Source organism: Streptomyces luteoverticillatus (genome assembly GCF_003970715.1).
Classification (GTDB): domain Bacteria; phylum Actinomycetota; class Actinomycetes; order Streptomycetales; family Streptomycetaceae; genus Streptomyces; species Streptomyces abikoensis.
Genome location: NZ_CP034587.1, coordinates 4,108,048 through 4,134,057, shown reverse-complemented (window position 1 = coordinate 4,134,057; position 26,010 = coordinate 4,108,048). Strand labels below are relative to the sequence as shown.

29 protein-coding genes are annotated in these 26,010 nt (G+C 71.2%); 12 read left to right on the top strand and 17 right to left on the bottom strand.

Annotation, left to right across the window (positions count from 1 at the left end; all coding sequences use genetic code 11):
- Position 1 precedes the first annotated feature (1 nt).
- Together EKH77_RS18305 and EKH77_RS18300 are read right to left on the bottom strand one after the other, a co-directional pair.
- A complete protein-coding gene (locus EKH77_RS18305; protein ID WP_126915416.1) occupies positions 2–1,258 on the bottom strand; it encodes a GNAT family N-acetyltransferase in 1,257 nt (418 codons plus the stop codon).
- 144 nt (positions 1,259–1,402) lie between these two features.
- A complete protein-coding gene (locus tag EKH77_RS18300) occupies positions 1,403–2,044 on the bottom strand; it encodes an AmfC protein (RefSeq protein ID WP_240667408.1) in 642 nt (213 codons plus the stop codon).
- Between the two features lie 158 nt (positions 2,045–2,202).
- Between EKH77_RS18300 and dtd the strand changes: the two genes are divergently transcribed.
- Positions 2,203–2,628: a D-aminoacyl-tRNA deacylase gene (dtd, locus tag EKH77_RS18295; RefSeq protein WP_126915415.1), complete on the top strand. Its 426-nt coding sequence runs from the start codon at positions 2,203–2,205 to the stop codon at positions 2,626–2,628.
- Positions 2,629–2,651: 23 nt separating this feature from the next.
- On the opposite strand, the gene EKH77_RS18290 is transcribed toward dtd, so the two are convergent.
- From EKH77_RS18290 to cynR, 6 genes are all read right to left on the bottom strand, one after another.
- Complete coding sequence (locus EKH77_RS18290) at positions 2,652–3,320, bottom strand: ScbR family autoregulator-binding transcription factor (protein WP_126915414.1); 669 nt, start codon at positions 3,318–3,320, stop codon at positions 2,652–2,654.
- 86 nt (positions 3,321–3,406) lie between these two features.
- Positions 3,407–4,219, bottom strand: coding sequence for a GNAT family N-acetyltransferase (locus tag EKH77_RS18285; RefSeq protein ID WP_240667407.1), 813 nt, complete (start codon positions 4,217–4,219; stop codon positions 3,407–3,409).
- Between the two features lie 60 nt (positions 4,220–4,279).
- Positions 4,280–4,690: a VOC family protein gene (locus EKH77_RS18280; protein ID WP_126915413.1), complete on the bottom strand. Its 411-nt coding sequence runs from the start codon at positions 4,688–4,690 to the stop codon at positions 4,280–4,282.
- Between the two features lie 94 nt (positions 4,691–4,784).
- The gene (locus EKH77_RS18275) at positions 4,785–5,189 is read right to left on the bottom strand and encodes a helix-turn-helix domain-containing protein (RefSeq protein WP_240667406.1); all 405 of its coding nucleotides are present in this window, start codon (positions 5,187–5,189) and stop codon (positions 4,785–4,787) included.
- Between the two features lie 30 nt (positions 5,190–5,219).
- The gene (locus EKH77_RS18270; RefSeq protein ID WP_126915412.1) at positions 5,220–6,062 is read right to left on the bottom strand and encodes a putative protein N(5)-glutamine methyltransferase; all 843 of its coding nucleotides are present in this window, start codon (positions 6,060–6,062) and stop codon (positions 5,220–5,222) included.
- 215 nt (positions 6,063–6,277) lie between these two features.
- A complete protein-coding gene (cynR, locus tag EKH77_RS18265; protein WP_126915411.1) occupies positions 6,278–7,186 on the bottom strand; it encodes a transcriptional regulator CynR in 909 nt (302 codons plus the stop codon).
- Positions 7,187–7,313: 127 nt separating this feature from the next.
- Between cynR and EKH77_RS18260 the strand changes: the two genes are divergently transcribed.
- The 6 genes from EKH77_RS18260 (at position 7,314) to EKH77_RS18235 (ending at position 10,609) form a co-directional block, all read left to right on the top strand.
- Positions 7,314–7,919, top strand: coding sequence for a carbonic anhydrase (locus EKH77_RS18260; RefSeq protein ID WP_126915410.1), 606 nt, complete (start codon positions 7,314–7,316; stop codon positions 7,917–7,919).
- A gap of 71 nt (positions 7,920–7,990) precedes the next feature.
- Positions 7,991–8,461: a cyanase gene (cynS, locus tag EKH77_RS18255; RefSeq protein WP_126915409.1), complete on the top strand. Its 471-nt coding sequence runs from the start codon at positions 7,991–7,993 to the stop codon at positions 8,459–8,461.
- 71 nt (positions 8,462–8,532) lie between these two features.
- A complete protein-coding gene (locus EKH77_RS18250) occupies positions 8,533–9,078 on the top strand; it encodes a nucleoside deaminase (RefSeq protein WP_126915408.1) in 546 nt (181 codons plus the stop codon).
- 23 nt (positions 9,079–9,101) lie between these two features.
- Positions 9,102–9,542: a helix-turn-helix domain-containing protein gene (locus tag EKH77_RS18245; protein ID WP_126915407.1), complete on the top strand. Its 441-nt coding sequence runs from the start codon at positions 9,102–9,104 to the stop codon at positions 9,540–9,542.
- Positions 9,543–9,559: 17 nt separating this feature from the next.
- On the top strand, positions 9,560–10,159 hold the full coding sequence (locus tag EKH77_RS18240; protein WP_126915406.1) for a hypothetical protein: 600 nt from the start codon (positions 9,560–9,562) through the stop codon (positions 10,157–10,159).
- Positions 10,160–10,267: 108 nt separating this feature from the next.
- Positions 10,268–10,609 carry a DUF2516 family protein gene (locus EKH77_RS18235; RefSeq protein WP_126915405.1) on the top strand — a complete coding sequence of 114 codons (342 nt, stop codon included), beginning with the start codon at positions 10,268–10,270 and terminating at the stop codon, positions 10,607–10,609.
- Between the two features lie 20 nt (positions 10,610–10,629).
- Here the strand turns inward: EKH77_RS18235 and EKH77_RS18230 are convergent, their stop codons facing one another.
- A complete protein-coding gene (locus EKH77_RS18230; protein WP_126915404.1) occupies positions 10,630–11,859 on the bottom strand; it encodes a PP2C family protein-serine/threonine phosphatase in 1,230 nt (409 codons plus the stop codon).
- Between the two features lie 360 nt (positions 11,860–12,219).
- A complete protein-coding gene (locus EKH77_RS18220) occupies positions 12,220–13,296 on the bottom strand; it encodes a C40 family peptidase (RefSeq protein ID WP_240667758.1) in 1,077 nt (358 codons plus the stop codon).
- Between the two features lie 345 nt (positions 13,297–13,641).
- Here EKH77_RS18220 and pstS point away from each other — a divergent pair, with 345 nt between their 5' ends.
- The 4 genes from pstS (at position 13,642) to pstB (ending at position 17,849) form a co-directional block, all read left to right on the top strand.
- A complete protein-coding gene (gene pstS, locus EKH77_RS18215) occupies positions 13,642–14,775 on the top strand; it encodes a phosphate ABC transporter substrate-binding protein PstS (protein WP_126915403.1) in 1,134 nt (377 codons plus the stop codon).
- A gap of 220 nt (positions 14,776–14,995) precedes the next feature.
- A complete protein-coding gene (gene pstC / locus EKH77_RS18210) occupies positions 14,996–15,958 on the top strand; it encodes a phosphate ABC transporter permease subunit PstC (RefSeq protein WP_126915402.1) in 963 nt (320 codons plus the stop codon).
- Positions 15,955–17,037 (top strand): phosphate ABC transporter permease PstA, encoded by a 1,083-nt coding sequence (pstA, locus tag EKH77_RS18205; protein WP_240667405.1) that lies wholly within the window; start codon positions 15,955–15,957, stop codon positions 17,035–17,037. The genes pstC and pstA overlap by 4 nt, the downstream gene beginning before the upstream one ends.
- 32 nt (positions 17,038–17,069) lie before the next feature.
- On the top strand, positions 17,070–17,849 hold the full coding sequence (pstB, locus tag EKH77_RS18200; protein WP_126915401.1) for a phosphate ABC transporter ATP-binding protein PstB: 780 nt from the start codon (positions 17,070–17,072) through the stop codon (positions 17,847–17,849).
- Positions 17,850–18,033: 184 nt separating this feature from the next.
- On the opposite strand, the gene EKH77_RS18195 is transcribed toward pstB, so the two are convergent.
- Both EKH77_RS18195 and EKH77_RS18190 read right to left on the bottom strand, forming a co-directional pair.
- The gene (locus EKH77_RS18195) at positions 18,034–19,032 is read right to left on the bottom strand and encodes an inorganic phosphate transporter (protein WP_126915400.1); all 999 of its coding nucleotides are present in this window, start codon (positions 19,030–19,032) and stop codon (positions 18,034–18,036) included.
- A 6-nt stretch (positions 19,033–19,038) separates the two neighbouring features.
- Positions 19,039–19,659, bottom strand: a complete 621-nt coding sequence (locus EKH77_RS18190; RefSeq protein ID WP_126915399.1) for a DUF47 domain-containing protein — start codon at positions 19,657–19,659, stop codon at positions 19,039–19,041.
- Positions 19,660–19,924: 265 nt separating this feature from the next.
- Here EKH77_RS18190 and EKH77_RS18185 point away from each other — a divergent pair, with 265 nt between their 5' ends.
- Positions 19,925–20,287 carry a metal-sensitive transcriptional regulator gene (locus EKH77_RS18185; RefSeq protein ID WP_126915398.1) on the top strand — a complete coding sequence of 121 codons (363 nt, stop codon included), beginning with the start codon at positions 19,925–19,927 and terminating at the stop codon, positions 20,285–20,287.
- On the opposite strand, the gene EKH77_RS18180 is transcribed toward EKH77_RS18185, so the two are convergent.
- The 5 genes from EKH77_RS18180 to EKH77_RS18160 form a co-directional block, all read right to left on the bottom strand.
- Positions 20,273–20,521, bottom strand: coding sequence for a hypothetical protein (locus EKH77_RS18180; RefSeq protein ID WP_126915397.1), 249 nt, complete (start codon positions 20,519–20,521; stop codon positions 20,273–20,275). The genes EKH77_RS18185 and EKH77_RS18180 overlap by 15 nt on opposite strands.
- Positions 20,522–20,663: 142 nt before the next feature.
- Positions 20,664–21,797, bottom strand: coding sequence for a hypothetical protein (locus EKH77_RS18175; protein WP_206279877.1), 1,134 nt, complete (start codon positions 21,795–21,797; stop codon positions 20,664–20,666).
- Between the two features lie 318 nt (positions 21,798–22,115).
- A complete protein-coding gene (locus EKH77_RS18170) occupies positions 22,116–22,829 on the bottom strand; it encodes a phosphatase PAP2 family protein (protein ID WP_126918136.1) in 714 nt (237 codons plus the stop codon).
- A gap of 292 nt (positions 22,830–23,121) precedes the next feature.
- Positions 23,122–24,147, bottom strand: a complete 1,026-nt coding sequence (locus EKH77_RS18165; protein WP_276319224.1) for an NlpC/P60 family protein — start codon at positions 24,145–24,147, stop codon at positions 23,122–23,124.
- Between the two features lie 71 nt (positions 24,148–24,218).
- Positions 24,219–25,997: a serine/threonine-protein kinase gene (locus EKH77_RS18160; RefSeq protein WP_240667404.1), complete on the bottom strand. Its 1,779-nt coding sequence runs from the start codon at positions 25,995–25,997 to the stop codon at positions 24,219–24,221.
- Positions 25,998–26,010: the final 13 nt, after the last annotated feature.

The window sequence follows — 26,010 nt, the reverse complement described above, 5'->3', positions numbered from 1 at the left end:
CTCAGAAGACGTCCGGGCACCACGGCCGCCGGGCCGTGCGCAGCATCAGCTCGGCGCGCGCCGCCGCGCCCGGCCGCTCCTCGGCGACCCGGCCCAGCGCGGCCAGCCGTACGACGGACTCGTCGCCCAGGTACAGGGCGCCCAGGTCGCCCACGCCCAGGGCGAGATCGGCCGGGCGCGCGGTGGCAGCGCAGCGGGCGGCGCCGTCCGGCCCCGCCTCCAGCAGGAAGCGCCCGCCCGCGTAGCCGTCCGGGTCGGCGATCTCGACGACCAGCGTGCCGGGGTGGGCGTACGTCCGGGCCTCCAGCAGGGCCGGCACGTCCAGCGGGCGCAGCCACAGGAGGTCGGCGTGCGTGGTGACCTTGGCGGCGCGCGGGTCGGGCAGCAGCAGCGGGAGCAGGTCGTCGGGGGCGCGGAAGCCGGAGCGGACGGTGGTGATCCAGTCGACCGACAGCAGGAAGTGCCACAGGGCCCGTTCGGCCTCGGTGCTCACCGCGATCAGGTCGAGCACGGAGGCGGTGCCGTGCGGGCGCTTGGCCTCCCACGTGTCCTGGGCGGTGTAGGCGAGGAGGCCGTCGACAGCGCCGTCGGGGGCGCGGTAGACGACGTAGAACGGCTCCGTCCATGGCCGGCCGGCCGGGCGGAGGTCGCCCGTGGCCCGTCGCCACCAGCGCTCGTCACGGTCGACGAAGCCGGGCCGCGTGGCGCGCAGCCGCTCGTGGAGGGCGGGGCCGAGCTCGCGCGCCGTGCCGGGGTCCACGAAGTCGACGCGCCCGCCGTCCGCGGGCCCCGCGTAGCGGCGGTCCAGGCCCGCGCGGGCCACGTCCACCTCCCACTCGGTGGTCCAGGAGGCGGGGCCGAAGCCGTACCGGCCGTAGATGAGCCACTCGGCGGCGATCAGGGTCGCCGCCGCGTCGCCGCGCTCCTTGGCGAGCCGCAGGTCGTTCGTCATCATCCGGCCGAGCAGACCGCGGCGGCGGTGGGTGGGCGAGACGGACACGTTGGAGACGGCGTCGGCCGCGACGGACGCCCCGCCCGGCACGGTGAGCCGCTGCGCGAAGCTGCGGAAGGCCGCGACACAGCGCCCTCCATCGAAGGCCCCCTGCGTGCGGTCGAGATCCATGCCGGCACGACGTATCTCGACCTCCTCCTTGGAGACCACGGGGGGCCGGAGGAAACCGGTGTGCATGGCGCGCGTCCAGGCCGGGACGTCGTCGTCGTCGATCGTACGGATCTCGATGCCGGTGCTCGCGGTCATGCGAGCACGCTAGGGGCGGGCCGGGGCGGGACGCACGCGAATTCCTACGACCGTCAATGATCCGGAACAGGACCTGCCCAGACGGAAGGACCCGCTCAGCGGGCGGTACCGACGTCGGTGTCCCGCATCAGAAGGCCGGGCGGATCACGAGAGCAGGTCGTCCACCTGTGCTTCCCCTTCACGGTACCGGCGTGCGATCTCGGCGCTGCAGTCGTCCGTGGTGCGCTGCAGTCCCTGACGGCGCAGGGAGACCTGCCGCTCGTACGCCACCAGCCGGCCCATACCGGCCCGTAGCTCCCCGTCCGTCCGGGCGCCCAGATCGGACAGCTCGACCTCCGACAGCATGTCCTCGGCCAGCCGCCGGTACTCCTCGCCGCGCGGGGTGCCCAGCGTCACGTGCCGGGCCGAGGAACGGTGGGTGGACGGGCCGTCCGCCAGGATCTCCGAGAGCCGTTCCACCAGAAGCCGCTCCACCAGCGGGGAACCCGGCGTCGCCCGGCGCGCCAGCTCCGCCCGCAGAATGTCGATGCGGCCCTGGAGGAGCCGCCGCACATAGCTGAGATCCGCCTCGTCGCGCCGGGCGTCCCGGCGCATCGCGCGCAGCTCGTTCAGCCGCAGCTCGTTCAGCCGCCGCCCGGGGACGTCCGCCTGCCGCCCGGAGCGCTGGCTCGGCGGTCTGGCCTGCAAGCTGTCCACTGCCGTCAGGCCCTTCAAGTCCTTGAGCCGCTTGAGCTCTTCGAGGTCCGTGAGGTCCTTGGTGAGGCCCTCCGTGAGGTCCTTCGTCATGCGGTTCCGTCCCCTCGGGCGGCGGTGTGCGGCACGGATCGCCTTGCCGATGCCCGCGAAGAGCACCGCCTTGCACGCATCGTGCCACCCGGTGCGCCCGGTGCGCAGGGCCTCTCCGCCCGAACGGACCTGAATGGGCGCAGGGCATCATGGTCCGTATGCGTGCTGTGGTGCAGAGGGTGGACGGGGCGAGCGTCGCCGTGGACGGCCGGGTGGTCGGCGAGATCGTCGGCGAGGGCCTGTGCGTGCTGGTCGGGGTGACGCACGACGACACGCCGGAGCGCTGCGCGCAGCTGGCACGGAAGCTGTGGAGCCTGCGGATCCTGGCGGACGAGAAGTCCTGCTCGGACGTGGGGGCACCGCTCCTCGTGATCTCGCAGTTCACCCTCTACGGTGACGCCCGCAAGGGGCGCCGCCCCACGTGGAACGCGGCGGCCCCGGGCCCGGTCGCGGAGCCCCTCGTCGACGAGGTCGTGGCGCGACTGCGGGCGCTGGGGGCGCGGGTGGAGACGGGGGTGTTCGGGGCGGACATGAAGGTGTCGCTGACGAACAACGGCCCGTTCACGGTGCTGGTGGAGGTCTGAGGGCGCGCGCCTGACCCCGGGGGCTACGCGCGGAGCGCGAAGAACATCAGCCCGCCCACCTCGCGCCACCGCTCCACGATGTCGGCCCGGTGCTCGAGCACGTCCGAGATGTGCTGCATGCCGAAGAAGCCCGCGACGAGCGAGCGCGCGGCCGCCGCCGGCTCGACGCCCTCGCGCAGCCGGCCCTCGTCGCGCGCGGCCGTCAGCAGGCCGGTGAGCAGCTCGGTCCAGTCGACGTAGGGCGTGGGGAGCGTGGCGTCGATCTCCGGGCGCTCGAGCTGGAGCCGGGCGCCCGCCTGGACGACGACGTCGTCGCGGAAGGCGACGGCCGCCCGGTTCAGCATCTCCGCGGCGGTGTCCAGCGGGGACAGGCCCTCCTCCCGGATCTCCTCCAGCAGTTCGGGCCAGCGGGCGTAGTGGTGCTCGACGACGGCGACGGCGAGCGACTCCTTGGACGGGTAGTGGAAGTACACCGCGCCCTTGGTCATCTCCACCCGGTCCGCCACGTCCTTGACGGACGTGTGCCGGAAGCCGCGCGCGGCGAAGAGCTCGGCCGCCGCGCGCAGGACGAGGGCCTTGGTGCGGATCGACCGGTCCTGCTTGGGGGCGGGCCCCCGGGCGCAGTCGATCGTCCGGGCCGGGAACGCGGTCGCCGAGGTGCACGCCGCCGGATCGTTCGCCTCGTTCACCATGAGCGGCAATATACCTTCGAGTAGGTATATTTCAGCCGCCGAGGCCCTCGCGGGCGGCAGCCGGACGGCTCACGGCCCGAAGGCACTCACGGCAGGAAAACATATGGCGTGGTCGTCCCCAGCGCCACGAATCCCAGCCGCTCCAGGATCGGCCGGCTCATCGCCGACGCGTCGACGTGCAGATGGCGGTACCCGTGCTCGGCCGCCAGCCACGCCCGGTGGTGGACGAGCGCGCGGTAGATCCCCCGCCCCCGCCACTCCGGCGCGGTACCGCCGCCCCACAGGCTCACGAAGGACGTCCCGGGGTGGAGTTCCATCCGCGCCGCGCTCACCGGAACGTCCCCGGCCATGGCGACGACCGCGAGCGGAACGTCCGAGTCCAGCTGGTCGAGAAGCAGCTTCCGGTGCTGCTCCCGGGACTCGCCGAACGCCCGCTCCTGGGCGGCCACCGCCAGGTCGACGCCGGCCGCGTCGGTGACAGGGAGCAGCCGGATCCCCTCCGGGGGCCCGGAACCGGCCGGGAGGTCCGCGATGGCGGCGACCATCAGCGTCTCCATGGGCTCGGCCACGAAACCGGCCGCCCGCAGCCTGCGCGGCAGGTCGGCCGGCAGGTCGTGGCCGTACAGCTTCCACTCGAACTCGCGGCCGAGCGAGGCGAAGTACGCCACCTGTTCGGCGATGGCGGCGTCCGCCGTGTCCTCGTCGAGGTCCGACCAGACGACGCCGTTCCAGCCGTCGGCGTCCGCGCCGACGTGCCGGACGACGACCGTTCCGGAGCGCCCGGGGTACTCGACGCGCTCGACGCGGGCGCCGGGCCCGTCGGCCCGTACGCCCTCCCGCATCTCGCGGTCGTAGAGCGGCAGGAGCGCCGCCACCGTGTCCACCGTGTCCTTGTCCATCCGCACACCACAGCACCGGCCGGGGCGGGCGGCAACGGAATTACCGGGGCCTGCGGCCCGTCAGACCTTCGGCTGCGTGAAGCGGATGCGGTTGCCGAACGGGTCGCGCAGCCCGCAGTCGATCCCGTAGGGGCGCTCGGTCGGCGGCTCGGTGAACTCGACGCCCTTGGCCAGCAGCGTCTCGTAGGTCTTGTGGCAGTCCGGCGTGGTGAGAATCAGCCAGCCGGCCATCGCGCCCTTGGTGACCAGGTCGCGCACCTGCGCCGCCGTCTCGTCGGACATCATCGGCCCGCCCGGCTGCTCCAGCAGGATCTGGCGGCCGGCGTCACCGGGGACGCCGACGGTCAGCCAGCGCATAAAGCCCAGCGGGATGTCGGCGGTGATCTCCAGGCCCAGCTTGCCGACGTAGAAGTCGAGGGCCTCGTCCTGGTCGAGGACGTAAATCTGCGAGTGCGTGATGGCGTTGAACATGAGGACAACGCTATTCGGCCAGGCGCCCGAAAACTTATCCAAAACTGCTCACCTGCCACGCCCGTCGGCTCCCAGGGGTCCCCTCAGGTCCCGGTCAGCTCCCCGGCCGGATCCACGCCATCGCGAAGCAGGTGGGCACATGCCGCGCGACCGCCTGCTTGCGGTACTCCCGGGGCGACATGCCGACGATGTCCCGGAACGTCCGGCTGAACGTCCCGGGACTGCCGAAGCCGACCTCGAAGCAGATGTCCGTGACCGGTCGCCCGGTCTCACGCAGCAGGAACATCGCCCGCTCGACGCGCCGCCGCTGGAGGTAGCGGTGCGGGGTCTCCCCGAACGTCGCGCGGAAGGTACGGCTGAAATGCGCCTCGGACACATGGGCGATCCGGGCGAGGGCGGGGACGTCCAGGGGCTCCGCGTAGGCGCGGTCCATGGCGTCCCGCGCCCTCAGCATCCGGCGGTTGGTGTCCTCGACGGCGGCACGGTTCACACCGCTCATCCCACCATATGGCGGGCGCGGAAACGCAGGTCAGCGCTGCGGGAGCGTCCCTATCGCCACGGTGGCGCCCAGGTCCTCGCAGTGGACGACCGCCGCCTCCAGCCCACCGCCGGCGAAGACCTCGACCGTCCGGGACGCCTGCCGCTCGCTCGTCTCCATCAGCAGATGCCCGCCGGGCGCCAGCCAGCGCGCGGCTCCGGCGGCCACTCGGCGCTGGACGTCGAGCCCGTCCGGTCCGCCGTCGAGCGCCACCCGCGCCTCGTGGACCCGCGCCTCGGCGGGCAGCAGCCCGATGGCGTCGGTGGGGACGTAGGGGGCGTTGGCGAGCAGGACGTCGACACGGCCGCGGAGCGCGGCGGGCAGCGGCGCGTACAGATCGCCCTCCAGGACCCGCCCGCCGGACGCGGCGACATTGCGGCGCGCGCACCGCACGGCGGCGGGGTCGATGTCGGCCGCGTACAGCTCGACGCCCGTCCCCCCGCCGGCCTCCCCCACCCCGGCCACCAGCGCCGCGCCCAGCGCGCCGGACCCGCAGCACAGGTCCACGGCGACCACGTCCGGACCACGGCCCAGGGCGTGGCTGACGGCCTGTTGGACGAGGAATTCGGTACGCCGGCGCGGTACGAAGACGCCGGGGTCGACCGCGATCCGCAGGCCCCGGAACTCGGCCCAGCCGACGACGTGTTCAAGCGGCTGGCCGGCCGCCCGCCGGTCCACCATGGCGTGGAGCTCGTCCGGCGAGCCCGCAGCGGAGAGGATCAGCTCCGCCTCGTCCTCGGCGAAGACGCAACCGGCGGTGCGCAGCGTGGAGATGACGGCATTACGGAAGGAGAGAAGTTGCAGAGCCGCGGAAGCGGCGAAAGAAACCGACACGGGAGCCTTTCGGGATACGAAGGGCGCCCTCCCGGTCCACCTAGACCGGCACGACCACGACGTCGCGGGACGAGAGCACCCGACCTGACACAGCGTTGATCGGTCCCACCTCCTTCTGTCCGGGCCCTGTTCACGGGCCCCTGTTCCTTGCAGCAGTGATGGTAACTCCTCCGGGTGCGCGGCATCCGGGTCGCCCCTCTCCCGTCGTCCGCCGCTCAGGCCGGGGTGTAGGCGCGGTTCGCGACGTGGCCGTGGACGAGGCGGGTGAAGGCGCGGGTGGCGGCGGACCGGTAGGCGCCCTCGCGGGTGAGGAGGGTGACGGTGCGGGTGGGCAGGGGCGGGTCGAGGGGGACGGGGGTGAGGTGGGGGTGATCGTGGGTGATGGCGTCGGGGAGGACGGTGGCCAGGGGGGTGCGCCGGACGATCTCGGTGAGGGCCTGGATGGAGTTGGCTTCCACGGCGATGCGCGGTTGGACCCGGTGGCGGGTGAAGTAGGCGTCGATGTGGCCCCGGGTGGCGAAGTCGGCGCTGAGCAGGGCGAGCTGCTGCCGTTCGAGGTCCTGGACGGGCATGGGCCGATCGCCGGTGGTGGGGGCGTGCTGTGCGGTGGTGACGAGGCTGAGGGTCTCGGTGAACAGCGGTGTGGCGGTGATGCCGGGCGGGTGGGGCCCGGCGAAGGCGATGCCGAGGTCGATCTCGTCGCCGGCCAGACCGGCCTCGATGCGGTCCTGGGTCTCTTCGGTGACGGTCAGGGTGATGCCGGGATGGCGGGCGTGGAGCTCGGCGACGACCGGGCCGACGAGGTAGGCGGTGAACGTCGGCGTGACCGCGAGGCGGAGGTGGCCGCGGGAGAGGTCCTGCACGTCGTGGACGGCGCGTTCGGCGGCGGCGAGGTCGCGCAGCGCCCGGCGGGCGTGCTCGACGTAGACCTGGCCGGCGTCGGTGGGCCGTACGGTCCGGCCGGTGCGGTCGAGCAACTGCACGCCCACCGTGCGCTCCAGCTGTTTGATCTGCTGGGAGAGGGTGGGCTGGGAGATGTGGAGCTCTTCGGCGGCGCGGGTGAAGTTCCCGTGCTCCGCGACGGCGAGCAGGTAGCGCAGGTGACGCAGTTCGAGGGCGGCCATACCCGCCACTATAGACAGCACCAATAGCTCTCATGGAGAACAACTCTTGGACTCTATAGGTGCAGCTCATGCATGGTGGATCTCGCCGGCCCCCAAGGGCCCGACGGCTACCGAAGGGAGTGACCCCATGCAGGACCTCACCGAGGGCGTCGCGCGATTCCAGCGAGACGTCTTCCCGGCCAAGGCGGACCTCTTCACCCACCTGGCCACGCACCACACACCGCACACGCTGTTCATCGGCTGCTCGGACGCCCGCGTCGTCCCCGAGCTGATCACCCAGGGCGAGCCGGGCGAGCTGTTTGTCATCCGCACCGCCGGAAACCTCGTCCCCGCCTATACGCCCGGCGCGAATGGGGTCACGGCCAGCATCGAGTACGCCGTCGCCGTGCTGGGCGTCACCGACATCGTGGTGTGCGGGCACTCCGCCTGCGGCGCGATGACCGCCCTGGCCGAAGGCCACGACCTGTCCGGCGCGCCGGTGGTCGCCGACTGGCTGCGGCACGCGGACGCCGCCGTGGCCCGCACCGCCGGCATGGCGGCCGGCCCGGAGAAGACCGGCGCCCTGGTCCGCCAGAACGTGTACGCGCAGCTGACGAACCTGACCACCCATCCCTCCGTCGCCCGGGCGCTGGCGGAGAAGAAGGTGGCGCTGCACGGCTGGGTCTTCGACATCGCCTCCGGGCGCGTCGAAGCCCTCGACGTCACCGGCACGGGCACCGCCCTCGCGTCCTGACGCGAGACCCGGCCCGAATCCCGCCCCGAACCACCCCACCCCACCCCACCCCAGAAAAAGGAGCCCCTCTCATGGTGCACGCCCAGTTCGACCCGACCGCCCGCGAGGCCCTGGCCGCCCAGGCCGTGGAGGCCAAGACCCGCAAGAACCTGTCCTGGCAGCGGATAGCCGACGCCTCCGGCCTGTCGGTGGCCTTCACCACCGCCGCCGTCCTCGGCCAGCACCCCCTGCCGGAGCAGTCCGCCAAGGCCGTCGCCGAGCTGCTCGGCCTGGACGAGGACGCGGCGATGCTGCTGCAGACCATCCCGACCCGCGGCTCGATCCCCGGCGGCATCCCCACCGACCCGACGATCTACCGCTTCTACGAGATGCTGCAGGTCTACGGCACCACCCTCAAGGCCCTGGTCCACGAGGAGTTCGGTGACGGCATCATCTCCGCGATCAACTTCAAGCTGGACGTGAAGAAGGTCGCCGACCCCGAGGGTGGCGAGCGCGCCGTCATCACCCTGGACGGCAAGTACCTGCCGACGAAGCCCTTCTGACCGGCCGGGGGCGGGGCCGAACGGCCCCGCCCCTCCCCCGCACCCCTCCCCCGCACCGGAAAGACCCGCTCATGGACTTCATCCAGCGCACCATCGACCTCGCCCGGCAGAACGTCGCCGAAGGCGGCCGCCCGTTCGCGACGGTCATCGTCAAGGACGGCGAGATCCTCGCCGAGAGCGCGAACAAGGTCGCCCAGACCGACGACCCCACCGCCCACGCCGAGATCCTCGCCATCCGCGAGGCGTGCGTGAAGCTGGGCACCGAGCACCTGGCCGGCACCACCATCTACGTCCTCGCCCACCCCTGCCCGATGTGCCTGGGCTCCCTCTACTACTGCTCCCCGGACGAGGTCGTCTTCCTCACCACCCGCGACGCGTACGAACCGCACTACGTCGACGACCGCAAGTACTTCGAGCTGAACACCTTCTACGAGGAGTTCGGCAAGAACTGGGACCAGCGCCGGCTGCCCATGCGCCACGAGCCCCGCGAGGACGCCGTCGAGGTCTACCGCCTCTGGCAGGAGCGCAACGGCGGCGAACGCCGCGTGGCCGGCGCCCCCACCGTCGCCTCCCCGACTGGCGGAAAACTATTGCAAGCATCCGCTTGCAATAGTTAGCAAGCTGCGGCACCATCGGCACCATGGCATCACTCAACGTCGGCAATCTCGGCGAGTACCTCCGCGAGCAGCGGCGCACCGCGCAGCTGACGTTGCGGCAGCTCGCGGATGCCGCCGGAGTGTCCAACCCGTACCTCAGTCAGATCGAGCGCGGCCTGCGCAAGCCGAGCGCCGAGATCCTGCAGCAGCTGGCCAAGGCGCTGCGGATCTCCGCCGAGACGCTGTACGTGCAGGCCGGGATGCTCGACCAGCGGGACCGGGAGGAGGCGGAGGTCCGCAGCGTGATCCTCGCCGACCCCTCGATCAACGAGCGGCAGAAGCAGGTGCTGCTCCAGATCTACGAGTCCTTCCGCAAGGAGAACGCCCTCGCCACGCCCGGAACCGCTCCCGAACAGAACGGTCCGGGCGGGACGAGCGGCGGTACGGGCAAGACGGACGACGACCAGAGCAACCCTTCGAGCTGATCGGGAGACCCTTCGCCATGGCCCTCACTCAGGACATCCGCAAGACGGCCACCGACACCCTCTACGCCACCGCCGGCGCCGCCGACCTCGCGGCGGAGAAGGTGGGGCAGCTCGTCGCCGAGGCCCCCGGCCGTTTCGAGCAGCTGCGCAACACCGACCCCAAGGAGCTGGGCGGGCGGGTGAAGCAGCAGGCCAAGGAGGTCCAGACGCAGGTGACCGCCAAGGTCACCGAGTTCGTCGGGACCGTCGACACCGACGCCAAGAAGCTCGGCCAGAAGGCCCAGGACCTGGCGCTTCAGGGCGTCGGCCAGGTCGTCGCGGTGGCCGCCCAGGCCGGTGAGCAGTTCGAGAAGCTGGCCGAGCGCGGGCGCACGGCCGTGAAGACCTGGCGCGGCGAGGCCGCCGAGGGGTTCTCCGAGATCGCCGTCGCCGTGGAGCCGGGCAGCGGCGAGGGGAACGGCGCCGCCGCCAAGGACGACCAGCCGGCCGAGGGATCGTCGGAGCCCGCCGCCGCGGAAGGCTCGGACGACGCGTCCAAGCCCGCCGCCCGCCGGACCGCCGCCCGCAAGCCCGCCACCGCGAAGAAGGCGGACGCCAAGGCCGGTGAGGACGCCTAGGCCGCCCGCGACGGAGCACGCAGCGCGCGGAACGATCCGGGCACGGACCACCTGCCCGGATCGTTCTCCGGGTACGGTGGGCAACGGACGCACTGAGAGGTGAGCGGCATGCTGGTGGAAGGCTTCGGCGAGATCCTGTCCTGGGTGTCTATCGGGCTGCTGGTCTTCACGGTCGTCGCCTTCGTCGACGCGGCCGTCCGCCGGGAGGACGCCTACCGCGCGGCGGACAAGCAGTCCAAGGGCTTCTGGCTGATCATCCTCGGTATCGCGATCGCCGTGAACCTCTTCTTCGGCATCCTGAACTTCCTGCCGATCCTCGGCCTGATCGCCACGATCGTCTACATGGTCGACGTGCGCCCCGCCCTGCGGCAGGTCTCCGGCCGGGGCGGCCCGCGCCGCCGGGGCTCCAGCTCGGACGGCCCGTACGGCCCGTACAACGGCGGCCGCTGACACATCTCCCGCCCAGGGCCCTAGCCCCTGGCGAGCAGCATCACCGCGAGGTCGTCCGTCAGGTCACCGCCGTTGAGGGCCCGTACCTCCGCCACGACCGCCTCCAGCAGGTCCTCCCCGGTGAGGCCCTCCTTCAGCCGGCGGGCGACCAGCTCGATCATCCCCTCCTGGCCCAGCCGCCGCGTGCCCGCGCCCACCCGGCCCTCGACCAGGCCGTCCGTGTACATCATCAGGCTCCACTCCGCCCCCAGCCGGATCTCGCGGTGCGGCCAGCGCGCGGCGGACAGCAGCCCCAGCGCCGGGCCGCCGCCCTCCTGCGGCAGCAGGGCCGGGGCATGCCCGGGACGGACGAGCAGGGGTGCCGGGTGCCCGGCGAGGCAGAGCGCGGCCGAGCGCCCGCCCGGCGCGATGTCCACCATGCACAGGGTCGCGAAGACCTCCTCGTCCGCCCGCTCGTACTCGAGCACCTGCTGGAGGGTGACCAGTAGCTCGTCGCCGCACAGCCCGGCGAGCGTCAGCGCCCGCCACGCTATGCGCAGCTCGACGCCGAGGGCCGCCTCGTCGGGGCCGTGCCCGCAGACGTCGCCGATCATCGCGTGGACCGTGCCGTCGGCGGTGCGGACCGTGTCGTAGAAGTCCCCGCCGAGCAGGGCGCGGCTGCGGCCGGGCCGGTAGCGGGCGGCGAAGCGCAGCTCGGAGCCGGCCAGCAGCGGATGGGGCAGCAGGCCGCGCTCCAGCCGGGCGTTCTCCTGGGCCCGCAGCCGGGACTCGGTGAGCTGCCGCCGGTCGGAGTCGGCGCGCTTGCGCTCGACGGCGTAGCGGATGGCCCGGCCGAGCACCCGGCCGTCCAGCTCGTCGCGGAAGAGGTAGTCCTGCGCGCCGACCCGGACCGCCTCCGCCGCCCGCGCGGCGTCGGTCTCGGCGGTCAGCGCCAGGACGGCCTGATGGGGGGCCAGCCGCAGCACCTGGCGCAGGGTGTCCAGCTCGTGGCCGCCCCCGGGGGCGTAGGCCCGGGAGGGGAGGGCGAGGTCGAGCAGGATGCACTGCACGTCGTCGGTGAGCAGCCGCTCCGCCTCGGTGAGGTTGCGGGCGGTCCGGACGCGTACGGGCCCCTCGGCCGTGCCGGTCATCTCCGCCACGCGGGGGCCGGACAGGGCCCCGCCGGGGGCGTCCTCGATCACCAGCAGCGTCAGCCCGCCGTCGGGCGGCGCGGCGGGCGGCTCCGCCGGCCAGGGCGCGGATACGGGCATCGCTTCGGTCCTTCCTCCCCCGGCCACCACGAGGGGGTGCCCCCGCCGGGGGGCGCGGCACCTCGCCGACAGACGAGTACAGAACGTGACCCTAGCGCCAGAGCCCGCCCGAGCGGAATGGTACGCAGCCACCCGCCTCCGTCATATGCCTTACGGGTGACGGGAGTTGACGCCCGCGCGAGGACAAGCGGACCGTCCTACGAGCTGATGGCCGTACGGCCGCCGGGCGCACGGACGGACCCCGGGGCGCGGCCCGGCCCGCCCGCCAGGCGGCCGGACGACCCGCCGCTACCCCGGCCGTACGACCCGCCGCTACCCCGGCCGGACGACCCGCCGTCACCCCGGCCGGACGACCCGCCGCTACCCCGGCCGGACGACCCCCAGCACCGGCATCGAGCCCGCGCCCGTGATGGTCACCTGCCGGCCCGGTCGCGGCGCGTGGACGATCCGGCCCTCGCCGATGTACATGCCCACGTGGCTGGCGTCCGCGTAGTAGATGACCAGGTCGCCGGGGCGCATGTCTTTGACGTCGACCTTGGGCAGCTGCCGCCACTGCTCCTGCGAGGTGCGGGGGATGGCCCGGCCCGCCGCCGCCCAGGCCTTGAGGGTGAGGCCGGAGCAGTCGTAGGTGTCCGGGCCCTCGGCGCCCCAGACGTAGTCCTTGCCGATCTGCGCGGTCGCGAAGTCGATCGCGCGGGCGGCGTCGCCGCTCGCCGTGACGGAGCCCCGGCCGGTGAGCCACTTGGCGGCGTCCGAGGAGAGCCAGCGGTCCTGGGCCTGCCGGGCCCGCTCCTCCTCCAGCAGCCGAAGTCTCTCCTTCTCCTGGTCCGCGAGTCGTGATTCCAGCTGCTTGGCGGTGTCGAGCCGCTCCTGGATCTCCTTCTTCGCCGCTTCGCGCTTCTTCTTCTCCGCGTCCAGCGTCTTCCGGCGCTCGTCCGCGGCCTGGGTGTAGCGCTCCAGGTCCGCCTTCGCGGCCGTGACCTCCGTCAGCATCCGGCGGGTGGCCTGCTCGCCCTTGCGGGCGAGGGAGACGTTGCCGAGGAAGGAGTCGGGGGACCCGCTGAGGAAGAGCTGGGTCCGGTTGAAGCCACCGCTGCGGTACTGGGCGCGGGCCAGGGCGCCCGCCTGGGCCCGCAGCGTGTCCATGCGCTTCCGGGCCGCCTCCAGCCGCCGGGTGAGGTCCGCGACCGACTTCTCCTGGAGGCGCAGCTGCTCACCGGCGGCGTTGTAGGCGTCGGTGGCGGTCTCGGCCTTGCGGTAGAGCTCCTCGACCTCCTTGCGGATGGCCTCCAGGCGCCGGGTGGCGTCGTCCGCCGTGGCGCCTCCGGTGGTGGCGGAGGGTCTCGGGTCCGGCGTCGGCCCGGGCGCCGCGTACGTCACTCCCGGCGCGCCCAGCACCGCCAGCCCGGCCGCGCACACGAGCGCCGTCGCCACCACCAAGCGCTGTCCACCGCTCGTACGGTCATCGTTCCGCCTGCCCGGACGCCCCACCGGCCACCTCCGCACCTTCACCCCCATGCCTGACATACCGTCACGCGAGGTTCGGATGCTGCCATGCCTGGCGTCAAATCGATAGAGACCTGCGTCACACTGCACAAGGAACCGGACCCTCGTGCGGGCAACCGCCCTGACGGGTGAGGTTCACCCTCCGTTCACTCTCACCCATCGACCGCTTCACCTGATCTGCCTAATTTCGCCGAGTAGAGGGTGCGGGCAGGACCGCTCGTACCGACACCTCTCGCACGCCGCCCCAGCGGCGGCTCCCGGAAGGAACTCCCGAAAGTGAAGCTTCAGCGCAAGAACCGGCTTCGCACCGTCGCTCTCGGCGCCATCGCCGTCTCGAGCGCCCTGGTGCTCACGGCGTGCGGCTCGGACGACAACAGCGGCGGCGGCTCCACGGGCGGCGGCGACTCCACCAAGGCGGCGGGCAACATCAAGTGCGAGGGCAAGGGCCAGCTGCTGGCCTCCGGCTCCTCCGCGCAGAAGAACGCCATGGACCTGTGGGTCAAGAACTACTCGGCGGCCTGCAAGGACACCCAGATCAACTACAAGGCCACGGGTTCCGGCGCCGGCGTCCAGGAGTTCCTCCAGGGCAAGACGGCCTTCGCGGGCTCCGACTCGGCGCTGAAGCCGGAGGAGGTCACCAAGTCCAAGGAGGCCGTCAAGGGCGGCCAGGGCATCAACCTCCCCATGGTCGGCGGCCCCATCGCCATCGGCTACAACGTCCCGGGCGTGGACAACCTGATCCTCGACGCCGACACCCTCGCCAAGATCTTCGACGGCAAGATCGAGAAGTGGAACGACGAGGCGATCGCCAAGCTCAACAAGGACGCCAAGCTCCCCGACCTGAAGATCCAGGCGTTCCACCGCTCCGACGAGTCCGGCACCACGGACAACTTCACCAAGTACCTCAAGGCCGCCGCGCCCTCCTCCTGGTCGTACGAGCCCGCCAAGGCCTGGAAGGCCAAGGGCGGCCAGTCGGCCGACGGCTCCGCCGGTGTCTCCTCGCAGGTCAAGCAGACCTCCGGCGCCATCTCCTACTTCGAGCTGAGCTACGCCACCGCCAACAGCATCAAGACGGTGAAGCTCAACACCGGCGCGGCCGCCCCGGTCGAGGCCACCTCGGACAACGCCTCCAAGGCGATCGCCGAGGCCAAGATCGTCGGCTCCGGCTCGGACCTGGCCCTCAAGCTCAACTACGCCACCAAGGCCGAGGGCGCCTACCCGATCACCCTGGTCACGTACGAGATCGTCGGCGACAAGGGCAACAAGGCCGACACCCTGCCGGCCACCAAGTCCTTCCTGACCTACATCGCGAGCGAGGACGGCCAGTCGGTCCTCAAGGGCCTCGGCTACGCCCCGCTGCCCACGGAGATCGCGAAGAAGGTCCGCGAGACCATCGCCACCCTCTCCTGACCCGGTTCGCAGACACCCCGTTCCGCAGGGCTGGGGGCACCTCCCAGCGGTAGCCGGGGGAGGGTGGGCACAAACCGCCCACCGGGCCGCACAGGGCCCCGAGCCCCGTCCGAACCATCCGGTGCACCGCCGCACCAGGGCGCGCTGGCGCCGACCCAGCACGACCGGGCCGAGCAACCCGGAAGGCCCGGCGCCAGCCGCCCCGCAGACCGGAGAAACCATGGAAATAACCTCAGCCACCGAACCCGGCCCACCGCCCCCGCGGAAAACCTCCCGCGCCGGTGACCGGATCTTCCTCGGCCTCTCCCGGGGCTCCGGGATCCTGCTCCTGGTGATCATGGCCGCCATCGCGGTCTTCCTCACCGTGCGGGCGGCCGGCGCCCTCTCCAAGAACGAGGGCGACTTCTTCACCACCTTCGAGTGGGCCGCCAACTCCACGCCGCCGAAGTTCGGCATCGCGGTCCTGGCGTTCGGCACGATCGTCAGCTCGCTCATCGCGATGCTCATCGCCGTGCCCGTGGCCATCGGCATCGCGCTGTTCATCTCGCACTACGCGCCGCGCAAGCTCGCCGCACCGCTGAGCTACGTCATCGACCTGCTCGCGGCCGTCCCCTCGATCGTCTACGGCCTGTGGGGCGCCCTCTTCCTGGTGCCGCACCTCGGCGGGCTCTACACCTGGCTGAACGACTACTTCGGCTGGACCGGGATCTTCGCCTACCAGGGCGGCGCCGCCCGCTCGCTCTTCACCATCGGCATCCTGCTGGCGATCATGATCCTGCCGATCGTCACCAGCGTCAGCCGCGAGGTCTTCCTCCAGGCCCCGAAGATGCACGAGGAGGCCGCGCTCGCGCTCGGCGCGACCCGCTGGGAAGTCATCCGGATGTCCGTCCTCCCCTTCGGCCGCTCCGGTGTCATCAGCGCCTCGATGCTGGGCCTGGGCCGCGCCCTCGGCGAGACGATGGCCGTCGCCACCGTCCTCTCCCCCAGCTTCACCATCGGCAAGAGCCTGCTCGACCCGGGTGGCGGAACGTTCGCTCAGAACATCGCGAGCAGCTTCAAGGAGTCCGGTGAGATCGGCAAGGACGCCCTGATCGCCTCCGGTCTCGTCCTCTTCGTCCTGACCCTGCTGGTCAACGGCGCAGCCCGGATGATCATCGCCCGCCGCAAGGAGTACACGGCATGAGCGACGTGACCATGGACAGCACGGTCGTCGCCGACAGCGCGCCCCTCCCCTCGTACACGCTGCGCCAGCCCCGCCTCCCGCGCTGGGCGCCCGCCGCCCTCGCGGCCGCCGCGGTCGCCGTCGGCGTCGGCACCGGCCTGGGCGCGGGCCTCGGCAGCCGCATCCAGTGGGGCCTGATCGCGGCGGTGGTCTTCGTCGCCGGGATGTTCGTCCTGGCGGCCCGCGTCGAGGGCCTCCGGCAGGCCAAGGACCGTCTCGCCACCAGCATGGTGTGGGTCTGCTTCCTTCTCGCGGTCGTCCCGCTGGTCTCGCTGATGTGGGAGACGGTCTCGCGCGGCGCGAAGGTGCTCGACGGGAACTTCCTCTCCCACTCCATGGCCGGCGTCCTGACCATCCAGCCCGGCGGCGGCGTCTACCACGCCATCATCGGCACCCTGGAGCAGGTCGGCATCGCCACCGCCATCGCGGCCCCCATCGGGCTGCTGACGGCGATCTACCTGGTCGAGTACGGCCGCGGCAGGCTCGCGAAGGCGGTCACCTTCTTCGTCGACGTCATGACGGGTATCCCGTCGATCGTCGCGGGCCTGTTCGTCCTCAGCTTCTGGATCCTGATGATGGACAACGGCTACTCCGGCTTCGCCGGGTCGATGGCCCTGGCCATCCTGATGATGCCGGTCGTCGTCCGCTCCACGGAGGAGATGCTCAAGCTCGTCCCCAACGAGCTGCGCGAGGCCTCCTACGCCCTGGGCGTGCCCAAGTGGCGCACGATCCTCAAGGTCGTCCTGCCCACCGCCATAGGCGGCATCGCCACGGGTGTGATGCTCGCGGTCGCCCGTATCGCCGGTGAGTCCGCCCCGATCGTCCTCCTGGTCTTCGGCTCCCAGGTGATCAACAACAACCCCTTCGAAGGCGCCCAGTCCTCCCTGCCGTACTACATCTACGAGCAGTGGGCGGCCGGCAACGAGGCCAGCTACGACCGCGCCTGGGCCGCGGCCCTGGTCCTCATCGCCTTCGTCATGATCCTCAACCTGGTGGCCCGCGGCATCGCCCGCTGGAAGGCCCCCAAGGCCGGCCGCTGACGCGGTTTGATTTCCCGAAAGTAGTGATCCCTATGGCCAAGCGAATCGACGTCAGCGGCCTGAACGCCTACTACGGCACCCACAAGGCCATCGAGGACATCTCGATGACCGTGGAGCCCCGCTCCGTGACGGCCTTCATCGGCCCCTCCGGCTGCGGCAAGTCCACCTTCCTGCGCACCCTCAACCGGATGCACGAGGTCACCCCGGGCGGCCGTGTCGAGGGCAAGGTGATGCTGGACGACGAGAACCTGTACGGCTCCGGGGTCGACCCGGTCTCCGTGCGCCGCACGGTCGGCATGGTCTTCCAGCGCCCGAACCCCTTCCCGACCATGTCCATCTACGAGAACGTGGTCGCCGGCGTCCGCCTCAACGGCGGCCGGTACCGCAAGTCCGAGCTGGACGGGATCGTGGAGAAGTCCCTCAAGGGCGCCAACCTCTGGAACGAGGTCAAGGACCGCCTCAACAAGCCGGGCGCCGGCCTCTCCGGCGGTCAGCAGCAGCGTCTGTGCATCGCCCGGGCCATCGCGGTGGAGCCGCAGGTCCTGCTGATGGACGAGCCCTGCTCGGCGCTCGACCCGATCTCCACGCTCGCCATCGAGGACCTCATCGGCGAGCTGAAGGAACGGTTCACGATCGTCATCGTGACCCACAACATGCAGCAGGCGGCCCGGGTCTCCGACCGCACCGCCTTCTTCAACCTGGCGGGCGTCGGCCAGCCGGGCAAGCTGATCGAGATCGACGACACGGCGCGCATCTTCTCCAACCCGTCGGTCCAGGCGACGGAGGACTACATCTCGGGCCGCTTCGGGTGAGGAGCGCCCCGTCAGGGGCGCGGGGCCGAACACCATGCGGCTCCGCCGCGCGGGCGCGACCAGCCACATGAGGCCCGCACCCGCACACAAGCCGCCTCGCGGTGCTGCATGGCGGTGCCACCGCAAGGCAAAGGCCCGCCCCCTGTTCGCACCAGGGGGCGGGCCCATTTGTCGGGGCCGGGGGCTACCCGAACGCCAGGTTGACCACCCAATAGGCCAGCGCAGCGACAAGCGCCGCGGCCGGCATCGTGATGAACCACCCAAGAATGATGTTCTTGGCGACACCCCACCGCACCGCGTTGACCCGCTTCGTCGCACCCACGCCCATGATGGCCGAGGTGATGACGTGCGTCGTGGAGATCGGCGCGTGGAACATGAACGCGGTCGTGAACATCACGGACGCGCCGGTCGTCTCCGCCGCGAAACCCTGCGGCGGGTCCAGCTCGATGATCTTCCGGCCCAGCGTCCGCATGATGCGCCAGCCACCCGCGTACGTACCCAGCGAGAGCATGATCGCGCAGGCGAGCTTGACCCAGACCGGGATCGCGTCGCCCTTGCTCTGCACATCGCCGATGACCAGGGCCATCATCACGATGCCCATGGTCTTCTGGGCGTCCTGGAGACCGTGACCGAGCGCCATGCCGGCGGCCGAGACGGTCTGCGCGATACGGAAGCCGCGCTTGGCCTTGTGCGGGTTGGCCCGGCGGAACATCCACATGATCGCGACCATCACCAGATAGCCGAGGATCAGGCCGACGAACGGCGAGAGGAACATCGGGACGACGATCTTGTCGATGACGCCCGTCCAGATGACGGTCGTGCCGCCCGCGAGCGCCGCGCCCACCATGCCGCCGAAGAGGGCGTGCGAGGAGGACGAGGGCAGACCGAAGTACCAGGTGATCAGGTTCCAGGCGATCGCGCCGATGAGGGCCGCGAAGAGGATGCCCATCCCCTTGTCGCCCACCGGCGTCTCGATCAGGCCCTCGCTGACCGTCTTGGCCACGCCGCTGCCCAGGAAGGCACCGGCGAGGTTCATCACGGCCGCCATCGCGAGGGCCGCGCGCGGGGTCAGCGCCCGCGTGGAGACCGAGGTGGCGATGGCGTTCGCGGAGTCGTGGAAGCCGTTCGTATAGGTGAATCCGAGCGCGACCGCGATGGTCACGACTAGTGCAAACGTATCCACCGGAGGTCAGGACTCCTTGACCGCGATGGTCTCGACGGTGTTCGCCACGTGTTCGAACGCGTCGGCGGCCTCCTCGAGCACATCCACGATCTGCTTGAGCTTGAGCACCTCGATGGCGTCGTACTTGCCGTTGAAGAGGTGCGCGAGCAGCTTGCGGTGGATCTGGTCGGCCTGGTTCTCGAGGCGGTTGACCTCGATCCAGTACTCGGTCAGGTTGGTCATCGTCCGCAGGTTCGGCATCGCCTCGGCGGTCAGCTCCGCCGCCCGCGCGAGGACCTCGATCTGCTGCTCGACGCCCTTCGGCAGCTCCTCGACCTGGTAGAGGACGACCAGATCGACGGCCTCCTCCATGAAGTCCATGATGTCGTCGAGCGAACCGGCGAGAGTGTAGATGTCCTCGCGGTCGAACGGCGTGATGAAGGAGGAGTTCAGCTGGTGGAAGATCGCGTGGGTCGCGTCATCCCCGGCGTGCTCCGCTGCCCGCATCCGTTCGGCGATCTCGGCCCGGGCGGAGGCATCCGCTCCGAGCAGTTCCATCAGGAGCTTGGAGCCCGTGACGATGTTGTCCGCGGAGGCGGCGAACATGTCGTAGAAGCTCGTCTCCCTGGGGGTCAGACGAAAGCGCACGTGGGATCCTCGGGGTGCAGCGGATTCGGTCTCGTTGATGCTAGGCGCATCATCCGGCCACAGCTAACTGGCATTCCCTCAGTGTCGCCCATCGGGCAGAGTGCTCATGAAGGCGGTACGGGCCTCCGGCGGTGAATTTGGGTACGATATACCCGCCGGGGGTATACAAACGGGTGATGAACGGTAAGACGCCGACAAGCGTGACGTTAACCCGCACCCCGCCGATGACCAGCGCGGACGCGTCGGCAGAAAGCCGGAGGACGCCATGACGGCCAGGGAGGCCACAGTGACCAGTGCCACTGAACCGGTCGGGGCGCCCTGCCACGGCGACGAGGCCCCTTCGGGCCCGCACGGCTACAGCAAGCAGAAGGACCAGCACCTCAAGCGGCTGCGCCGGATCGAGGGCCAGATCCGCGGCCTCCAGCGCATGGTCGAGGAGGACGTCTACTGCATCGACATACTCACGCAGGTGTCGGCGAGCACCAAGGCCCTCCAGTCCTTCGCCCTCCAGCTCCTCCAGGAGCACCTCCGCCACTGCGTGGCCGACGCGGCCCTCAAGGGCGGGTCGGAGATCGACGCGAAGGTGGAGGAGGCCAGCGCCGCCATCGCGCGGCTACTGCGCACCTGACGCCTTGCCGGGGCCGGCGGGATTGGCGGAGCCGACGGGGTTGGCGGGGCCGGCGGGATTCCCCGGCTCCGTCCGCCGCACGGGCCGGACGACGCGGAGAACCTCATCGATCCGGTCGACGCTGAGCCGCTCCTCGTCCGCCATGGACGCCGCGATCATCAATTCACCGTAGAGATCGATCTCGATGAGGGCCACGGGGTCCGGCCCGCCGCACAAACCGCGTCGCGGAACCACGCGATTCACCTCCTCGGGTCCTCGGGGCTTCGGGACTCACCGGCCTGGGCCGTCAGGTCACCGCTTTCCAGCGTAGTGATCGGTACACACACCGCGCATGGCACAGATGGACCATTTCCATGGCCAACCATGTCCTCCCGCGTTATTTCTGTGGCGAAGCGACCGTGCCCGCATAGATTTCGGCGGGCGCGGGAAGCCAGATGTCCGGCCGGAATCCAAAGGAGCCGAGCTCGACGGTCGAGACCACGGTCATCGGGGTGGCCATCGGCGTGCCGGGCGCCGCGCTCTGCCGCTGATAGGCGGGCGCCCCGGGAAGGCCTCCGCCAGGTGCGCCCCCGCCGGGAGAGAACGTCGCGGGGGCCGTGGCGACCCCCATCCCGCCCACCGGGCCACGCGTCCCGTCCACCGGGCCGCGCGTCTCACCCCCCGGCCCACGCGTCTCGCCCACCGGCGCACGTCCGCCGGCCCGTGCGTCCCGCGCCCCGACCCCGAAGCGGTAGCGCAGCACCCGCGGCCGTCCCGCCTCGTCGAGATAGGCGTCGAACGCGACCGTCCCACTGGAGAACCCTTTCGCCGCGGCTGCCAGCGCGGCCCGGTCCCGTTCGGGCGCGGCGCGCGCGGCCCGGTCCAGATCGATCGTCCCCCAGTAGTGCCCCACGCGCGTGTCGCCGATCCACTCGTCCCGTACGTACGCCACCTCGCGCGCCCCGCCGAGCAGCTCGGCCGCCGCGAGGGGGTCGGTGGCACCGCTCGTGAGGAGATCGCCGTCCGGGAGGGCACCCGTGTCGAGCCGGACCCATTTGCCGGCGGGAACACCCGCGCCCCGGTTCTTCATATACAGCGCGCCCGGCGTGAAGACCTCCGTGATCGCCCGGCGGCCGACGCTCCCGTCGGCACCCTCGGGCAGCGTCACGGTGAGCCGTCCCACCGGGCGGGTGAAGTCGTAGCCGCCCTTGCCCCGGATCGTCAGCCGCGTCCCGCCGCTGACGGTCTCCATGGACGTCCGCACCCTGGCGCCCCCGGCCCGGACCAGGGCCTCGGGGGCGTGCCGCACGACGGCGAGCGCCCGCGCGGGATCCACCCCCACCGGGCCCTCGAGCTGCGCCTGCCGGACCTGACCGCTCGCCGCGTGCCACAAGCCCTTGCCGTCCTGGCCCCGCTCGGCGGGCCCGCCCTGCTCGGCGCAGCCGGAGACGACGAACACCCCGAGGGCGATGCCGCCCGCCAGCGCGGTGGCGACGATCGCGCCTCCGCGTCTGCGTCCCTGCACCGCCATGGCCGTAAGCCCCCTGCCGCACGCTAGTGGAACCCGCTTCTTCCAACGACCGCCCCGGGGCGGTCGTCACGGCCGGGTAGCGTGGTCACGTGTCCGATCCCGCTGACCACATCATCAGTACGAGCGAACGGGGCTCGTTCTGCACGGCGCGCTGTACGTGCGGCTGGTACGGCCCGGCCCGCAGAGCCCGCTCCTTGGCGCGAGCGGACGCGGAGGATCACGTAACGAGCACGTCGGGCGCCCCGTAGGGGCGCGGGGAACTGCGCGACCAGCCCCCACCGGCCCGCAGACGAACGCGAACGCACTGCAGCGGAGCACTCAGGCGGCCAGATCCCGATCGTGCGCCCGAACGCCGCGCTCACATCCCGCCACCCCAGGCGCCACCGCGACAGCGGAATCCGCCCCGGCACCAGCCGACCCCGCCCGAACGAGCCACCCGGCTCGCCGCGTCCCGGCAACCCACCGCGTCAACGGCGTGAGCAGCATCATCGCCAGCGGGGCGAGAAGCAGCGTGACGGCCGTCCCGAGCGCCAGCCCGCCGACGACGTCCGTTGGGTAATGCACGCCCATGTAAACCCGGCAGAATCCCTCGAGCAGGGCGAGCCCGATGCCGATGAGCCCGTACTTCCGGTTGGCCACGAACAGTCCGACGCCGAGCGCCATTGTCAGCGTGGCGTGGTCGCTGACGAAGGAGAAGTCCGTCTTCCCCTTGACCAGCACCTCCAGGCCCTGGTGGTCGAGGAAGGGCCGGGGCCGGCGGACGAACCCCCGGATGGGCACGTTGATCAGCAGGGCGATCCCGGCCGCGAGCGGCGACCACAGCAGCGCGGCCGTCCCGGCCGGGGCGTCCTTGCTCTTGCGAACGCTCCACCAGGCGCACAGCATCAACACGGCGAGGCCGAAGAGGATGCCGTATTCGCCGATGAACTCCATGGCCCGATCGGCCCAGTTGGGTGCGCCCTTGGCGATGCCGTTGATGTCGTAGAGCAGGCTGACGTCGGGGTTGGTCTCACCCCCGGCCAGCACGGCCACCGGCATGGGGTCTCCCGTCACGAGTCCAGCCATCGCCGCCGCCCCTATCTGTCGCCCGACACCACGCCCAGCCACTGACCCCCGTGGTCCGTGCGCCGCAGCTCGCGGCGCTGCTTTCCCACTCCAATGGAACGCCCGACTCCGGCCCGCCGTTCCACTCTCCACCCAATGATCACCTGGACGTTATCGAAGGGTGACCCATCACCCCAGCTCAGGGGAGAGATTCACGGGGAGTTCAAGCCATTCGCACCTGATGCGGCATCACACACCACCACCCCGATCTGAGGAGGGCTCAGGCCTTCCTCCCCGCCGCCCCCTGCGCGGCGGGCAGCGCCTTCGCCCCGTCCGCGGTGACCCGGGTGGCGCCGATGTAGTCCGGCTGCGAGTCGATCTTCTCGAACCGGATCACGGCGCCCGTCCGCGGCGCGTGGATCATGTATCCGCCGCCGATGTAGAGACCCACGTGGTGGATGCTGCGCGGGTCGTTCAGGTCGTTCGCGTAGAAGACGAGATCCCCCGGGAGGAGCTCGTCCCGCTTGGGGTGCGGACCGGCGTTCCACTGGTCGTTCGCGACGCGCGGCAGCTCGATCCCGACCGAGGCGTACGCGGCCTTGGTCAGCCCGGAGCAGTCGAAGCGGCCGTTGTCCTCGGGCCCGCCGTCACCACCCCACAGATACGGGGTGCCGAGCTTCTCCTGGGCGTAGTAGATGGCCCCGGCCGCCTGCTGCGAGGGCGCCACCCGGCCGACCGGTCGGGCGAAGCTCTTCTCCAGGCTGCGGATGGACTTCACATAGCCCTGCGTCTCGCTGATGGCGGGAACCCCGCCGGCCTTGATGACGCGGTACGGGCCGGCGTTGTAAGCGGCCAGCATGTTGTCCGTGATGTCACCGGCCACACCCTTTACGTCCTTGGACAGCTGGCAGTCATAGGAGGCGGCCGACGGAATGGCGTCCGCCGGATCCCAGATGTCCTTCTTGCCGTCGCCGTTGCCGTCGATGCCCTCGGTGTCCCACGTCTCCTGGATGAACTGGGCGATCCCCATCGCGGCGGCGGGGCTCTTGGCCGTCGGGTCCCAGTTGCTCTCGGTGTAGAGCTGGGCGGCCAGCACGGCGGGGTTGAGGGCGGGACAGAGATTGCCCCACTTGGCCACGAGCGCCTGGTACTGCTCGGGCACGGCGCCCTTGGCGAGCCCGACCGTGCCGCCCTTGCCCAGACCGGTGATGTTCCCGGCGGCCACGTACACCCCGACAACGAGCAGCCCGACGAAACTCAGGCACATCGCGATGCCGACACCCACGCCCACCCAGAGCTTCCGCACCCGTCAACCTTCCCCCATGGCAGGCGCCTTGCACTGCCGTTTCCGGAATATCGTGCGAGAACCGCTCCCGACTACTTCGCGACGAAGCCACGGCAGTCGAAACTCGCGTACTCCTTCGTGCCCTTGACGTGCTGGAAGAGCACAGTCCAGTTACCGGGGTCGTTCCCGACGGGGATGGCCGATCCGACGGGCTCGCCCATGACGAACTGCTGGAAGTCGTCGGGGTAGGTCAGTTGGATGTCCTTGCCTTCGAAGCCGGACACGCCGTCGGGCAGGAGGTTCACCGGTTTGCTGGTGAACCCCAGACCGAGGTTTGCGCTCACCAAGCCCGCCAACGGCTTGCCCGTCCTCGAGTCGATCTCATGTGGAGGTTTGACAGCCACGGAGACGAAGTACGGCCGAGGGAGGGCGGGGTCGGCGTACTTGAAGCGGAACGAAATCTTTACTTTGCCGGACATCTGGTGACTCGCCGGGTTCTCGACGTTCACGATCGAGGCCAGCAGTTCGCCCCGGCCGGCCCGTTCCTCGGGCGGCAGGCCGCACGAGCCCTGGCCGTCGGGGTCCCCTTCCTTGGGGGTCCAGAAATCACGGTTGGGGTTGGTCGCCTCGATATAGGCCGGCTCCTTGCCGTCGCCCTGACCGGCGGACGGCGCGCCGGACGCCGACGGCGAGCCCGACGCCGAGGGGGAAGCGGCCGGCTTCGCCTGCTCCTTGCCCAGCGCCTTGTCCGCGCTGCCCTTAGCGTCGTCGTCGCTAAGCGACTGGACGGCGAGCGCGGCGACGACGCCCAGCGCGACGGAAGCGGCGCCGACGGTCAGCCACAGCTTGGTACGACGAGGCGATGCGGCGGCACCGCCCACGGCCCCACCCGCGGCTCCACCCACAGACCCCGGCATCAAGGTCGGCACGTACCCGGCCGGAGGCGCGGAAGCCCCAGGGGCCGTGGGCGTCCGCTGAGCGACCGGCGGCGGCACCGTGGGCGTCCCGCCCGCCGCCGTCAACTCCCGGTACACCGGATCGTCAACGATCGCCGAACTCACCGCGCACCGCGCGATGATCCCGGCGGGATCCGGCCGCTTGCCCGGATCGCCCGCGACGCACTCCCGGATCAGCTCCGCGAGCACCGGCTCCACACCGGCCACGTCCACTTCCCCATGGACGACCCGGTACGTCACGGACTCCAGCGAGCCCTCGCCGTAGGGCGGCCGCCCGGTCGCCACGACGGCCATGGTCGCGCCGAGCGCGAAGACGTCGGCGGCGGCGCTGACGTCGTTCCGGGTGATGATCTCGGGCGCGGTGTACCCGGGCGTGCCCGGCGCGGCACCGGCCTGGGTGAGCGCGGTCTGCTCGGCGCCGCGTGCGATGCCGAAGTCGATGAGCTTGGGCCCGACGGCCGAGAGGATGACGTTGTGCGGCTTCAGATCGCGGTGGAGCACCCCGTGCTCGTGCACATGCGAGAGCGCCTCCGCGAGCGCCGCGAACAGCCGCAGACACGTATCGGCGGGCAGCGGCCCGCGCGCCCGTACCGCCTCCACGAGGGTGGGCCCGGGCACGTACTCGGTGGCGAGCCAGTAGGGGGTCGCCTCGAGCGAGGCGTCGATCAGGCTGGCGGTGTACGCGCTGCGCACGGCGCGCACGGTCTCCACTTCCCGGCGGAACCGCGCCAGCGCCTCGGGCGACTCGGCGAAGTCCTCCCGGATCACCTTGATCGCCACCTGCCGCCCACCGGGCGACCGCCCCAGATACACCTGCCCCATCCCCCCGGCACCGAGCCGGGCGAGAACGGTGTGCACACCGATGTGCGGGGGGTCCTGAGGTCGTAGCGCTTCCACGAGGTGAGACTGTGCCACATCTGATCATGTC